Annotated in this window: 14 protein-coding genes; 5 read left to right on the forward strand and 9 right to left on the reverse strand. The window is 72.3% G+C overall.

Features of this window, described 5'->3' with window-relative positions; translation table 11 throughout:
- Nucleotides 1–77 precede the first annotated feature (77 nt).
- The gene (locus tag AB0C82_RS02200) at nt 78–434 is read right to left on the reverse strand and encodes a metalloregulator ArsR/SmtB family transcription factor (protein WP_362835392.1); all 357 of its coding nucleotides are present in this window, start codon (nt 432–434) and stop codon (nt 78–80) included.
- A 153-nt stretch (nt 435–587) separates the two neighbouring features.
- Between AB0C82_RS02200 and AB0C82_RS02205 the strand changes: the two genes are divergently transcribed.
- Both AB0C82_RS02205 and AB0C82_RS02210 read left to right on the forward strand, forming a co-directional pair.
- Nucleotides 588–761 carry a hypothetical protein gene (locus AB0C82_RS02205; protein WP_362835394.1) on the forward strand — a complete coding sequence of 58 codons (174 nt, stop codon included), beginning with the start codon at nt 588–590 and terminating at the stop codon, nt 759–761.
- Between the two features lie 42 nt (nt 762–803).
- Nucleotides 804–2,042 (forward strand): pyridoxal phosphate-dependent aminotransferase, encoded by a 1,239-nt coding sequence (locus AB0C82_RS02210; protein ID WP_362835396.1) that lies wholly within the window; start codon nt 804–806, stop codon nt 2,040–2,042.
- 31 nt (nt 2,043–2,073) lie between these two features.
- Here the strand turns inward: AB0C82_RS02210 and AB0C82_RS02215 are convergent, their stop codons facing one another.
- The 4 genes from AB0C82_RS02215 to AB0C82_RS02230 form a co-directional block, all read right to left on the reverse strand.
- The gene (locus AB0C82_RS02215) at nt 2,074–2,955 is read right to left on the reverse strand and encodes an SDR family oxidoreductase (protein ID WP_362835398.1); all 882 of its coding nucleotides are present in this window, start codon (nt 2,953–2,955) and stop codon (nt 2,074–2,076) included.
- Nucleotides 2,952–3,302 (reverse strand): DUF952 domain-containing protein, encoded by a 351-nt coding sequence (locus AB0C82_RS02220; RefSeq protein WP_362835400.1) that lies wholly within the window; start codon nt 3,300–3,302, stop codon nt 2,952–2,954. The genes AB0C82_RS02215 and AB0C82_RS02220 overlap by 4 nt, the downstream gene beginning before the upstream one ends.
- 213 nt (nt 3,303–3,515) lie before the next feature.
- Complete coding sequence (locus AB0C82_RS02225) at nt 3,516–4,493, reverse strand: NAD-dependent epimerase/dehydratase family protein (protein WP_362836979.1); 978 nt, start codon at nt 4,491–4,493, stop codon at nt 3,516–3,518.
- 124 nt (nt 4,494–4,617) lie between these two features.
- Nucleotides 4,618–5,571, reverse strand: coding sequence for a LysR family transcriptional regulator (locus AB0C82_RS02230; protein ID WP_362835402.1), 954 nt, complete (start codon nt 5,569–5,571; stop codon nt 4,618–4,620).
- 311 nt (nt 5,572–5,882) lie between these two features.
- On the opposite strand from AB0C82_RS02230, the gene snpA reads away from it, so the two are divergent.
- On the forward strand, nt 5,883–6,560 hold the full coding sequence (gene snpA / locus AB0C82_RS02235; RefSeq protein WP_362835404.1) for a snapalysin: 678 nt from the start codon (nt 5,883–5,885) through the stop codon (nt 6,558–6,560).
- Nucleotides 6,561–6,638: 78 nt separating this feature from the next.
- Here snpA and AB0C82_RS02240 read toward each other — a convergent pair whose 3' ends face one another.
- The 4 genes from AB0C82_RS02240 to AB0C82_RS02255 form a co-directional block, all read right to left on the reverse strand.
- Nucleotides 6,639–7,307, reverse strand: a complete 669-nt coding sequence (locus AB0C82_RS02240; RefSeq protein WP_362835406.1) for a DUF6304 family protein — start codon at nt 7,305–7,307, stop codon at nt 6,639–6,641.
- Nucleotides 7,308–7,409: 102 nt separating this feature from the next.
- Entirely contained in the window at nt 7,410–8,006 is a 597-nt protein-coding gene (locus tag AB0C82_RS02245; RefSeq protein WP_362835408.1) for a GNAT family N-acetyltransferase, read from the reverse strand.
- 81 nt (nt 8,007–8,087) lie between these two features.
- Nucleotides 8,088–9,131, reverse strand: coding sequence for a family 2 encapsulin nanocompartment cargo protein polyprenyl transferase (locus AB0C82_RS02250; protein ID WP_362836981.1), 1,044 nt, complete (start codon nt 9,129–9,131; stop codon nt 8,088–8,090).
- 156 nt (nt 9,132–9,287) lie between these two features.
- A complete protein-coding gene (locus AB0C82_RS02255) occupies nt 9,288–10,694 on the reverse strand; it encodes a family 2B encapsulin nanocompartment shell protein (protein ID WP_362835410.1) in 1,407 nt (468 codons plus the stop codon).
- Between the two features lie 177 nt (nt 10,695–10,871).
- Here AB0C82_RS02255 and AB0C82_RS02260 point away from each other — a divergent pair, with 177 nt between their 5' ends.
- Nucleotides 10,872–11,318 (forward strand): Rrf2 family transcriptional regulator, encoded by a 447-nt coding sequence (locus AB0C82_RS02260; protein ID WP_362835412.1) that lies wholly within the window; start codon nt 10,872–10,874, stop codon nt 11,316–11,318.
- 66 nt (nt 11,319–11,384) lie between these two features.
- Nucleotides 11,385–12,581 carry a globin domain-containing protein gene (locus AB0C82_RS02265; protein ID WP_362835414.1) on the forward strand — a complete coding sequence of 399 codons (1,197 nt, stop codon included), beginning with the start codon at nt 11,385–11,387 and terminating at the stop codon, nt 12,579–12,581.
- The last annotated feature ends 3 nt before the right edge of the window (nt 12,582–12,584 follow it).

The following is a 12,584-nucleotide window of genomic DNA, read 5'->3' on the forward strand; positions in this document are numbered from 1 at the left end:
CAGACGGCAACGGCCCGCCCCCTGCTCCGGGGCGGGCTGCAGCCGTTCATCCGGGGACAGCGGACAGGCCATGCGCTTCAGGGAGTCCGCCCGGCCGCCGGCCTCATCGCCGTCAACTGGCCGATCAGCGCGTCCAGGCGATCCGACCGCACCTGGTAGTACACCTCGCTCGCCCGCCGCTCGCAGGACAGCACACCGGCCTCCCGCAGCTTCTTCAGGTGGTGGCTGATGGTGGGGCCCGAGACCGAGAACTCGGAAGCGATCTCGCCCACGCAGACCTCACCGGCCGGGCAGCAGGCCACGATGCTCGCGATCCGCAGCCGCACCGGATCGGCCAGCGCCTTGAAGGCGGCAGCGAGATCGACCGCCTGCGCGGCATTCATGGGCTCAGGGCAGCAGTCGGCGAATATCCCGGCGGGCGATGGCTTGATCATGCGCTCAATCTGACGGATCGAGCCCCCGCTCGTCCAGGTCCGCTCATCCAGGTCCGCCCGTGCGACGGGATGGCGACCCCCGACCCATTGACGGTCATCTATGTTTCCTGACATGCTCAACCCATAGACGTTCGCCTATGAATCGAGGATGTCATGCCATCCATCCGCCGTTCCATCCGCAACTTCCGCCGCGCCCGCAACGACGCGTTCTCCGCCGGAGTCCAGTTCTGCGACGGCTGCGCGAAGGTCACCGACTCCGGACACCGCTACGCCGAGATACGCCGCTCCCAGGCGTCCGCACTCTCGCTCTACGGCCCCCGCGCCTGAAGCCCAGCGCCACCCGCCCCGAACCCCACACCGAGGACTGCCGTGAGCACCGCACCGTCCGCCCCCGAGGCGAACAGCCGAATCTGCCTGGCCGTAAGGGCCGCGCAGGTCCCCCCGTCCGCGACCGCTGCCCTGGATGCCCGGGCGAAGGCGCTGATCGCCCAGGGGGTGGACGTCATCAACCTCACCAGCGGCGAACCGGCCTTCCCCACCGTCGAACCGGCGACGCGGGCCGCCCTCGACGCCGTCGCCACCGGCTTCATCCGCTACACCCCCGCCGCCGGCATCCCCGAACTGCGCTCGGCTGCCGCAGAGTTCATCAACCGGCACGGGACGGCGTACGAGGCCGGGCAGGTCGTCATCACGGCAGGCGCCAAGCAGGCTCTCCACCACGCCTTCACCGCCCTCGTCGAACCCGGTGACGAGATCCTGGTCCCGGCCCCCCACTGGGTCAGCTACCCCCACCTCGCGGCCCTGGCCGGAGGCACCCTCGTCCCCGTCCAGCCCGCTCGGGACTCGGGACTGAAGGTCGGCGCCGACCAGCTCCGCGCCGCGGTCACCGACCGGACCCGGGTCCTGCTGCTGAACAACCCGGCCAACCCCTCCGGCGTCGTCTACGACCGGACCGAACTGGCCGCCCTTGTACAGGTCGCGATCGACCACGACCTGGCCGTCATCAGCGACGAGATCTGCGACCACTGGGTCTTCGGCGACGCCGAACACGTCTCGGTCGCCGCTCTGGGCCCCGAGGCCGCGGAGCGCACGCTCACCGTCGGCGGCGTCTCCAAGACGTTCGCCATGACCGGCTGGCGCATCGGCTGGGTCGCCGCCCCCGCACAGGTGGCCCAGGCGATCACGGCGATCCAGAGCCACACCGCGTCCGCTCCGTCCTCCATCTCCCAGAGGGCGGCCCTCGGCGCCTTGACCGCAGACCTCACCACGGAGCTGGAACACCGCCGCAGGGAGCTCGACGACCGCCGCCTGACCACCGTCAAGGCCCTGGCCGGCATCCCCGGCATGGAGGTCGACGGCACCCCGGACGGAGCCTTCTTCCTCCTCGCCGACGTCACCGGCACCTACGGGCGCACCCTGGCCGGCCGCACCATCACCTCGGCGGCGGACTTCGCGGAACTCCTCCTCGCCGAGGCGAACGTAGCGGTGGTCCCGGGCGCCGACTTCGCGGCCCCGAACCACGTCCGCGTCTCGTACACGGTCCCACCTGACCGCCTCCGCGAGGCACTGACCCGCCTCGCGGCATTCGCTGACGCGCTCGCAGCGTAGGTAGGGCCGGCGGCGGAGCGCCGGCCGGCCCTCAGCCGCTCACCAGCAGGTGCCGGTAGCTGTCCGGGTTCTCGTCGAGGTAGGTGGCGAAGCTCTTCGCGGGGTGGCCGGTGAGGGTCGGTACGGCGTCCGAGACGGTGTCCATCTCACCGGACGCGATCGCCTCGTACGAGGTCACCCAGCCGGCCACCTCCCAGTCCTCGGCGCCGTACGTGGCGCGGGAGGCGTACGCCTCCTCCCTGGTCTCGGGGACGTAGCGGACGGGCCGCCCGGTGCGGCGGGTGAGTTCCTGCGCCGCCTCCGCGAGCGTGAACGCCTCGGGTCCCGTCAGGTCGTACGTGGCGTCGTCGTGCGTGGTGCCCTCGTCGAGCAGTACGGCAGCGGCGGCGTCCGCGATGTCCTCGTGCGCGACCGCGGCCACCCGGCCGTCGCCGCCCGGACCCCGCAGGATGCCGTCCGCACCCGTCATGGCCGGGAGCGCGGCGAGGTACCAGCTGTCCCGCAGGAAGGTGTGGCGCACATCGGCCAGCCGGATGTGCGCCTCGGTGTGCCAGTGGTCGCGCGCGAAGGTGAACGTCGCGTCGGGAGCCGCGCCGAGGAACGAGACGTACACGATCCTCTCGACGCCCACGGCCTCCGCCGCGTCGACGGCCGTGGTGTGCTCACGCACCCGGTCGGGACTCTCGTGCGCGGAGACGAGGAAGAGCGTCTGCGCGCCGTCGAGGGCGCGGCGCATCGCCTCGCCGTCGCCGTAGGGGGCGGGCGGGGCCGCGGTGGCGCCCGGCAGGCCGGGGAGCCTGGACGGGTCGCGGCCGAGCAGCCTTACGGGGACGCCGGTCCGCACGAGGCGCCGGGCGACCCGTCCGCCGACCGCGCCGCTCGCGCCGGTCACCGCGATGAGGGGGCCGTTCACTGGGAGTCGGTGTCCTTTCGTTGCCACGGGAGTACGTCCACGACCGCGTGCACCGGGACGGGCCCGTAGATGTGCGGGAACTCCTCCCCGCCGGGCGACATCGCCTCGTACCGCACGGGCACCGAGAGCCGGCCGGAGTCGATGACGAGCACCACCAGGGCCTCGTCGTCCTCCCCGTAGAGCATCCGGGCCACGCCGGGGAGCTGATGCGGCAGCGAGCAGTGGATGAAGCCCTCCTCGTGGAGGGTCCTGCCGCGGGTGGACATCTCGTACGTCCCGCTCGCGCGGGCCGCCTCCCAGAGGGGGGCTTCGGTGAGGTGCAGCAGGTGCTGCGACGGTGAGGCCATCGGGCCACGCTAACGGCCCGCCCCGGCCCGGTCCGCGACGTCCCCTGCGCGCCGCGTCCGATGCCGCTCCGTCAGCCCCTGCCCCTGCCCCGTGAACCCCCCGCCCTCGACCCGGCAGCCCGGCTCCTGCGGGCGTCAGCCCGGCTTCTCCAGGCGTCAGCCCGGCTCCTCGGCCCGCCGGGCCGCCCGGCCTGAGGTGCCGCCCTCCGCCGCTCAGCCCGCCAGCAGCTTCGCCTCCAGTCGCGGGTCCAGACCGACCTGCGGCCGGTCGGGCCGCTGGGGCGCCGTACCGCCCTGCTCGATCAGCCACGTCCACGTGTCCGCGACGGTCTCCCCCACCGGCCGGCAACGCAGCCCGGCCGCGTGGGCCCTGGTGACGTCGCCCTGGTACAGGGTGTCGTACAGCTCTCCCGCCGGCAGCCAGACCGGCAGGTCGCTCCACGGCTCGACGCCCGCCGCGAGCAGGGTCGCGGGGTCGGTCCAGCGCAGTTCCGCGTCGGAGCCCGTGACCCGTACGCAGGCGTCGAGCAGTTCCCCCATGGTGGTGTGGCCGGGATGGCTGACGATGTTGTACGGGCCGTGGAGGCCGTTCGCCGCGGCGTCCAGGATCCAGCTCGCCAGGTCGCGGGCGTCGACGTACTGGAGGTCGGCGTCCCGGGGGCCCGGGGCGATCACCGGGCCGCCGCGGGCGATCCGTCCCAGCCACCACGGCAGGCGGCCGATGTTCTCCCCCGGGCCGATGATCAGCCCGGCGCGGGCCAGCAGTGCGCGGTCGCCGAAGGCGTCGAGCGCGGCCAGTTCACCGCCGCGCTTGGCCAGGGCGTACGGGACGTCCCCGTCGGCGTCGAGCGAGGCGCCGTCCACCAGGGGGCCGTCCTCGTCCACACCGGCCGGTGTGGGGTAGTCGTACACCGACCGGCTGGACACGTAGGTGTAGTGCCCCGCACGGCCGGACAGCAGCCGGGCCGCGTCCCGGACGGCGGACGGCGCGCCGCTCCAGGTGTCGACGACCAGGTCCCAGCTGCCCTCGGCCAGGGCCGCCAGGCCGCCTTCCGTCGTGCGGTCGCCGGTCAGGGCGGTGACACCGGGTGGCGGGGCGTGGTGCCCCCGGTGGAAGACGGTGACCTGCCAGTCCCGGGCCAGGGCTGCCTCGGTGACGGCCCGTCCGACGAATTCCGTACCGCCCAGCATCAAGAGCTTCATACGGCGACTCTGCACGGCGGGCGGCCGGTTGGGAAAGGTGCCTCGCTACGGGCAGAATCCGCGTGCCGTACGCCGGTGCGTGCTGTACAGAGCGGTCACGAGCGGCCTCGGGTCACAGCGCGCGGGCCAGTGGGCTGCGGTGACGCACCAGCCACTGGTGGTACGTGGCAGCCCCCCGGGCCGCCTCGCGGTAAGCCGCCTCCAGCTCCCCGTAGACCACGGCCGTATCCGTCCCCGGGCGTGACACCAGGAGCAGGCGTACGGCGAGGGGGTCGTCGCGCAGCGGGCGGATCGCCATGTCCTCGCGCGGCCCGGACGTCGGCTGGCACGGGGCGACCACCTCGCCCAGGACGACGAGGGAGGCCGCGGTCAGATAGTCGCCGTGCAGGACGGGCGGGTCGAGCCCGGCGGCGCCGAGAACTCTCCGGACGCCGTCCCACTCACCGTCCACGCTGGGGTCGACCATCCACCGGTCGGTGGCCAGATCCCCGAGGTCCACCACGGGACAGGCGGCGGCCGGATGGTCCTTCGCCAGGGAGATGAACTGCGGCTCCCGCTCCAGGAGTACGCGCCGGTGCAGCCCGTCGGGGACGGCGAGCGGCGAGCCCTCCACCTCGTGCACGAAGGCGACGTCGAGGCGGCCCGCCTCGACGCTGCGGAGCAGGGCGTGCGCCGAGACGTCGACGCGCAGCGAGATGTCGGTTCCGGGGAGCCCGGCCCGGAGCCTGCGCAGCCAGCCGCCGATGACCCTGCTCGCGGTGGCGCCGATGCGCAGGAGCGGGCCGCCTCCACCGGGCGCACCGGCCTCCGCCAGGGCCTCGCTGACGAGTGCGCTCATGCCGTCGACGAGCGGGCGGGCCCGGCTGAGGACGGACCGGCCCAGCGGTGTCGGCCGGCAGCCGGTGCGTTCGCGCCTGAACAGCTCGGCACCGAGGGCGTCCTCGATCCGCCGGAGCTGAGTCGTCAGGGAGGGCTGGCTGACGCCGAGCTGCCGGGCCGCGCGGTGCAGGCTTCCCGCGTCCGCGATGGCGCAGAGCGCCCTGAGGTGCCTCACCTCAAGCTCCATGCCCCGAGAGTAGGGCGGACGCGCCACGTCGCACCAGACGCCCCAACCGCACCAAAGGACAGCAATTCAGCGGCTGTTGGGACTACCGCCCCCCGACGGTCATGCGCGGTCGCCCCTGCGGTGCGCAGGGGATAGGGCGGCGCTATCGCCCGTTGACATCATCCGTCGCGGCCCCTCGCGCCCCCACACTCACTCCGTACCGCACCCGTACCGAGTCCGCACACCGGACAGGTTCGCCCTCCTGGCCGGCCTGACAGTGTGTCGGGCGTCAATCAGCGGACGGGTTCATCGGACAGCTAGGAGAACCCCCCATGAGACACCTCCGCACCTCCTTCGTGTCGGCTGCCGTCGGCCTGGGCCTCGGCCTCGTCGCGGCCCTGGGCGCGACACCCGCGATCGCCGCGGACCCGGCGACCTCCTCCCCCACCGTCTCGTCGACCGCGTCGCAGGGCTACGCCGCGTACGCCGGATCGAGTGAGAACGCCGCCGCGAACCGGGCGTTCCACCAGGCCGTCATGAAGTCCGTCGCCGAGAAGCGGGCCGCCGACCCGAGCGCCGCCTCGGTCACGGTCGTCTACAGCGCCGCGAACGCGCCGACCTTCCGCAGCCAGATAGCCAGCAGCACCCGCATCTGGAACGGCTCGGTCTCCAACGTCCAGCTCCAGGAGGGCTCCAACCCCGACTTCAGGTACTACGAGGGCAACGACTCCCGTGGTTCGTACGCGAGTACCGACGGACACGGCAGCGGCTACATCTTCCTGGACTACCGGCAGAACCAGCAGTACAACGCGACGCGCGTCACGGCCCACGAGACCGGGCACGTGCTGGGCCTCCCGGACCACTACACCGGGCCGTGCAGCGAGCTGATGTCCGGCGGCGGTCCCGGCACGTCCTGCACCAACGCCTATCCGAACGCGACGGAGCGCTCGCGGGTGAACTACCTCTGGCAGAACGGCTTCGCGGCCGCCCTGGCGGGCGCGACCTCCTGACTCCGGCTCGCCCGCTCCTGACACGAGGGGCCCCTCCCGGCCGGGAGGGGCCCCTCGCAGGCATGGGTCAGGTGAGGATCAGGCGTGTTCCAGGGGGAAAGCGCCCCGGTGCCCGGTGCCCGCCCCCTCCGTCGGCCGCGCCTCGAACTCCCGGCAGCTCCAGATCTCCTGGACGAAGCCCGTACGCCGGTCCCACAGTTCGGCGACGTCGCCGCCGTCGGCCGCGCCCCGGTACGCGTCCTTGGCCCCACGGAAGCAGGCGAGTGCGCCGGAGAGCCCACGGACCGGAACCGGGAAGTAGTCGGAGAACGCGCAGGCGATGCAGGTCTGGAGCCGGATCCCCTCCGGAAGGATGCGCTGGATCGCGGCGAGCGCCGCCGCGAAGTCACCCGCGGCGCGGGCCGATTCGTACACGGCGCCGTCCAGGTGCAGCGCGAGGGCGAGATCCGGATCGGTGCGGCGAAGCGACAGCAGGCAGCTGAGCGTGGCCTGGCGGACCGTGCCGGCGGCGAGCACCGGCAGCGGGAGGTCCCACTCCAGTACGCAGTCGTCGAGTACGCCGTCCGCCAGCGCGAACTCCGCGCCTTCCGGCGGGACACCGGCCACGGGGCCGAGACCGTCGAAGCTCTCGCCCTCGAAGTCGACACCTCTGATCCGGATGCGGAGTTGTTGTCCGTCCGTGGTGAGAATGACGGCATCGGAACCGTGACGGTCCCGGTACCAGCCTGCCCACGACTCATCTGTCATGAGCAGGGACTGTAGCCCGTATCCGCGGTCGCCTCGGTGGCACCCTCCGCTTCCCTCCCGGCGGGGCCGGGCCGCGGTCCGGCCGATCCGGCCGGACTGCCTTCAGGCGGACCGGGGTTCACGCCACATGGGCCACATCGACGGGCCGTCGGGCAGGTCGACCGTTCGGCCCATGAAGGTGAACCCCAGCCGCTCGTAGAGACCGCGGCTGCGCTCGCTGCTCGCCTCCAGGTAGGCGGGGACGCCCTCGCGGTCGCACCGCTGGAGGACCTCGTCGATCAGCGCGGCGCCGAGGCCCTCCCCCTGACGCCCGGGAGACACCCCGATCATCAGCAGGTACTCGTGGGCGCGGTCGTGCGGGTGGACGGCCCCCGTCAGCCTCCCGATCAGCTCGGCCCGTTCGTTGTCCGGGTCCGCGGTCGCCCTCATCAGCGCGGGGGTGGGGTCCTCCTCCTCGGGCGCCCCCGCGGGCACCGGAAGCCACAGGGCCGCCGCGGTGCCGTCCTCCAGCAGGTCGACGCGGCCCTCGGCGAGCGTGACGTCGACGAAGACGCCGAGGAACGTGCCGTGCACGGCACGGCGGTGGTCCTCGTCCGGGAAGACCCAGCTGCTGACCGGATCGTGGTGGAAGGCCTCGTCCAGGATCCGCACCACCTGATCCCGGTCCCGCTCGTCCGCCTGCCGTATGCGTACACCCATGTCCGACTCCCACCCGATCCCGCGTGACCTCAACCGTGTTACGGAATCCTAGAGTTGGGCCGGGTGTACGGCTGAGGGAGGTCAGTGGGTCCGGCGGGTGACGAACTCCGCGAGGGCCAGCAGGTCCCCGGCCGACGCCAGATCCGGCACCGCCCGGGACAGGTGGTGGACCGCACGCGCCATCCGGTCCGCCGCGCACGTCTGCGCCCAGTCCCGCCCCCCGGCCCGGTCCACCGCGTCGGCGGCCCTGGACACCTCGTCAGCGGTCGCCATGGGCCCTCTGTAGAGGGCGGCCAGTTCGGCGGCGGCCGGAGTGCCGGAGGTGAGCGCGGCCACCACCGGCAGGGACTTCTTGTGGGCGGAGAGGTCCGCGCCGACCGGCTTCCCCGTGCGGGCGGTGTCACCCCAGATGCCGATCAGGTCGTCGATCAGCTGGAAGGCGAGACCCGCCTCGCGCCCGAAGCCGTCCATGGCGCGGACCGCCCGTTCGTCCGCCCCCGCGTAGAGAGCGCCGAGCGCGCAGGCGCAGCCCAGCAGAGCACCGGTCTTGGCGGTCGCCATGGTGAGGCACTCGTCCAGCGAGACGTCGTCCGGGCCGCGCTCCTCGAAGGCGCAGTCGGCCTGCTGGCCCGCGCAGAGTTCGATGATGCAGCTGGAGAGCCGGGAGGAGGCCCGCGCGGCGGCCGGGTGCGCGTCGTCGGTGAGCAGCCGCTGCGCGAGGGCGAGCATGGCATCGCCGGTGATCACGGCGTCCGGGACGCCGAAGACCGCCCAGGCGGTGGGCCGGTGCCGGCGGGTGGCGTCCTCGTCGATCACGTCGTCGTGGAGCAGGGTGAAGTTGTGTGCCAGCTCCACCGCGACAGCGGCCCTCACCGCACGGTCCGGGTCCCCGCCCGCCGCGCGGGCGGCGGCGAGGACGAGCGCGGGCCTGATGGCCTTTCCCGCCTGGCCCGAGGCGGGACTGCCGTCCGCGTTCTCCCAGCCGAAGTGGTACATCGCGACCCGCCGTATGCCCCCGGGCAACGACTCCACCGCTGAGCGCAGATGCGGATCGACGGCGCTCCGAGTGTGCTCCAGGAGAGCTGCGGCCTCATGGCCTTCCGTCGTGGCGTCCGTACTCGTCATGGTCACGGTCTCTCCTCTTGAGTCGCCCGGCGGGTCCTGATTCGCCCGCCGGGCTCCACCGGGGTGCCCGGCCGCCGCCGCGGCCGGGCACCCCGGTGGATGGGTGCGGTGGTGGGGGTGGAGGACCCGGACGCCCCCGTCCGGGCCGTCCGAGGGTCACCGCCAGCGGCTGACCTCGACGTTCTCCAGGACGCCGAGGGCGTCCGGCACGAGAATGGCCGCGGAGTAGTAGGCCGTCACCAGGTACGAGATGATCGCCTGCTCGTCGATGCCCATGAAGCGCACCGAGAGGCTCGGCTCGATCTCGTCCGGGATGCCGCTCTGCTGGAGTCCGACGACGCCCTGTTCGGCCTCACCGGTCCTCATGCAGATGATCGACGTGGTGCGGGCGTCGGTGACGGGGATCTTGTTGCAGGGGAAGATCGGTACGCCGCGCCAGGCGGGCACGTGGTGTCCGCCGACCTCCACGCTCTCCGGCACCAGACCGCGCTTGTTGCACTCGCGGCCGAAGGCGGCGATGGCCCGGGGATGGGCGAGGAAGAGCTTCGACCCGCGCCGGCGGGACAGCAGCTCGTCCATGTCGTCGGGGCTGGGCGCCCCGTCGTGCGGCTGGAGGCGCTGGCCGTAGTCGCAGTTGTTGAGCAGCCCGAACTCGCGGTTGTTGATGAGCTCGTGCTCCTGGCGCTCGCGGAGCGCCTCGACCGTGAGCCTCAACTGCTGCTCGGTCTGGTTCATCGGCTGGTTGTACAGGTCGGCGACCCGGCTGTGGACCTTCAGCACGGTCTGCGCGACGCTCAGCTCGTACTCACGCGGTGCCGACTCGTAGTCGACGAAGGTGTGCGGGACGACGGACTCGCCGACGTGACCGGCGGAGAGGTCGATCGCCGCCTCGCCGTAGTTGTTGGTGCGCTGGTGCGGGATGGAGAGCAGTCCCGCGAGGTGATCGCGCAGCGAGTCGGCGCGGGCCGCGAGGTTGAGCACGTCCGAACGCTGCAGAGTCAGCAACGTACAGGCGGTGACCGCCCGGGCCGTGTACTCCCAGTTGGCATCGCCGTCGATCAGCGAGTGGTCACCGAAATAGGAGCCGTCCGCGAGGACTCCGAGCACCGTCTCGTCCCCGTAGGGCCCGGTGCCGATCTTCTCCACCTTGCCGTGCGCGAGCAGGAAGACGCGGTCCGCCGCGTCCCCGGACGCCGCCAGCACCTCTCCCGGCCCGACATCACGCTGCTCGCAACGCCGCGCCAGCTCCGCCAGCACCTCCTCGTCGCCGAAATCACGCAGCGCGGGCAGTTCCCCCAGCTCGGCCGGGATCACGCCGACCCGTTCACCGGTCTGCACAAAGGTCACCCTGCCGTCACCGACCGAGTAGCTCAGCCTGCGGTTCACCCTGTACGTACCGCCCTGTACCTGCACCCACGGCAGCATCCGCAGCAGCCACCGGGAGGTGATCTCCTGCATCTGCGGCGCGGACTTGGTGGTCGTCGCGAGGTTCCGCGCGGCCGCCGTGCCCAGACTCTGCTGCGGCGGTCCCTGCGTGTCGCGAACCTCTTCACCAACGGACATCTGACGGTCCTCTCGATATGGGCTGACCTGTGCGAAAAAGCCTTTCAGCAAGGGGAGTCGACGCGCCATTACACAAAAGAGTGCGACTAATCCACCTTCGGCGGGGCAGGCCGTTTCCCGCCACCACGCGAACCGTTTAATTTGCATCTCGGATGCAAATTACCTAGCGTGACCCTCATGCGGCTGACGAGATTCACCGATGTGGCACTGCGCGTCCTCATGCGCCTGGCCGTCGCGGAGAACGAGGACCCCCCGACCACCCGCGAGGTGGCGGACACCATGCGGGTCCCCTACACCCACACCACCAAGGTCGTCGCCAGGCTCCAGCACCTCGGCCTCGTCGACGCGCGGCGCGGCCGGGGCGGCGGGCTCGCCCTCACGGAAGCCGGGAGCACCGCGTCGATCGGCGCGCTCGTACGGGAGCTGGAGGGCTCCGACGACGTCGTGGAGTGCGAAGGCGGCACTCCGTGCCCGCTCCGCGCGGCATGTGTCCTGCGCGACGCCCTCCGCCGGGCGCAGGAGGCCTTCTACGCCTCGCTCGACCCGCTCACCGTGACCGAACTCGTCGCCTCACCCACCGGCCCCGTCCTGCTCGGCATCAGCAGCGGCCCGCCCGCCGGCTGACACCCCGGCCGCACACGCCTCACCCCACATCCCATCCCGTCCCATCCACACCCCTGGAGTTCACCGATGCTCTCCGAGACGTCGACCGTCACTGTCCGTGCCACCCTGCCCGCCGTCGGCGCGGCAATCGGAGACATAGCGGACCTCTTCTACCGGAAGCTCTTCGACGCCCACCCCGAACTGCTGCGCGATCTCTTCAACCGGGGCAACCAGGCGTCCGGGGCGCAGCGTCAGGCACTCGCCGGTTCGATCGCCGCCTTCGCCACGCACCTGGTCGAGCACCCGGACACCCGCCCGGACGTGATGCTGAGCCGCATCGCCCACAAGCACGCCTCGCTCGGGGTGACGGCACCGCAGTACAAGGTCGTACACACCCACCTCTTCGCCGCCATCGCGGAGGTACTCGGTGACGCGGTCACCCCGGAGGTCGCCGCCGCCTGGGACGAGGTGTACTGGCTGATGGCCAACGCCTTGGTCGCCATCGAGGAGCGGCTGTACGCCCAGCAGGGCGTCGTCGCCGGTGACGTCTGGCGCGCCTGGGAGGTGACCGGCCGCACCGAGGAGACCGAGGACGTCGTCACCTTCCGGATCCGCCCCGCCGACGGCGCGCCCGCGCCCGCCTTCCGGCCCGGCCAGTACGTCTCCGTACAGGTGGAACTCCCCGACGGCGCACACCAGATACGCCAGTACAGCCTGTCGTCCGCCCCGGGATCGACAGTGCGCTCGATCACCGTCAAGCGGGTGCGCGGCGGCCTCTCACCCGACGGCGAGGTCTCCCGGCACCTCCACGCGCACACGCGTCCCGGTGACGTCCTGCGCGTCTCCGCCCCCTACGGGGACCTGGTGCTCGACGCCGTCGAGGCACCGCTGTTCCTCGCCTCGGCCGGCATCGGCTGCACCCCGATGCTGTCGATGCTGGACCACCTGGCGTCCACCGGTCACCGTTCGCCGGTCACCGTCGTGCACGGCGACCGGTCCCCCGCCGACCACGCCCTGCGCTCCGAGCACGCCCTGCTCTCCGGCCGGCTCCCCGACGCCACCACGCACTTCTGGTACGAGAGGCCCGAGCCCGGCCACCCCGCCGACCGCACGGGGCTGGTCGACCTGACGGACGTGGTGATCCACTCCGGCACCCACGCCTACCTCTGCGGCCCGCTGCCCTTCATGCGCACCGTCCGCGCGCAGCTGCTGGCCAAGGGCCTGCCCGCGGCGGACATCCACTACGAGGTGTTCGGCCCCGACCTGTGGCTCGCCCAGGCCTGAGCC

Source organism: Streptomyces sp. NPDC048560 (assembly GCF_040650955.1).
Taxonomy (GTDB): Bacteria; Actinomycetota; Actinomycetes; order Streptomycetales; family Streptomycetaceae; genus Streptomyces.

What these genes read in the sequence shown, in the direction of transcription:
- AB0C82_RS02245 (WP_362835408.1), bottom strand. Translation starts at nt 8,006, where the DNA reads ATGGGTGTACGCATACGGCAGGCGGACGAGCGGGACCGGGATCAGGTG.
- snpA (WP_362835404.1), top strand. Translation starts at nt 5,883, where the DNA reads ATGAGACACCTCCGCACCTCCTTCGTGTCGGCTGCCGTCGGCCTGGGC.
- AB0C82_RS02240 (WP_362835406.1), bottom strand. Translation starts at nt 7,307, where the DNA reads ATGACAGATGAGTCGTGGGCAGGCTGGTACCGGGACCGTCACGGTTCC.
- AB0C82_RS02260 (WP_362835412.1), top strand. Translation starts at nt 10,872, where the DNA reads ATGCGGCTGACGAGATTCACCGATGTGGCACTGCGCGTCCTCATGCGC.
- AB0C82_RS02220 (WP_362835400.1), bottom strand. Translation starts at nt 3,302, where the DNA reads ATGGCCTCACCGTCGCAGCACCTGCTGCACCTCACCGAAGCCCCCCTC.
- AB0C82_RS02225 (WP_362836979.1), bottom strand. Translation starts at nt 4,493, where the DNA reads ATGCTGGGCGGTACGGAATTCGTCGGACGGGCCGTCACCGAGGCAGCC.
- AB0C82_RS02250 (WP_362836981.1), bottom strand. Translation starts at nt 9,131, where the DNA reads ATGACGAGTACGGACGCCACGACGGAAGGCCATGAGGCCGCAGCTCTC.
- AB0C82_RS02200 (WP_362835392.1), bottom strand. Translation starts at nt 434, where the DNA reads ATGATCAAGCCATCGCCCGCCGGGATATTCGCCGACTGCTGCCCTGAG.
- AB0C82_RS02255 (WP_362835410.1), bottom strand. Translation starts at nt 10,694, where the DNA reads ATGTCCGTTGGTGAAGAGGTTCGCGACACGCAGGGACCGCCGCAGCAG.
- AB0C82_RS02205 (WP_362835394.1), top strand. Translation starts at nt 588, where the DNA reads ATGCCATCCATCCGCCGTTCCATCCGCAACTTCCGCCGCGCCCGCAAC.
- AB0C82_RS02230 (WP_362835402.1), bottom strand. Translation starts at nt 5,571, where the DNA reads ATGGAGCTTGAGGTGAGGCACCTCAGGGCGCTCTGCGCCATCGCGGAC.
- AB0C82_RS02265 (WP_362835414.1), top strand. Translation starts at nt 11,385, where the DNA reads ATGCTCTCCGAGACGTCGACCGTCACTGTCCGTGCCACCCTGCCCGCC.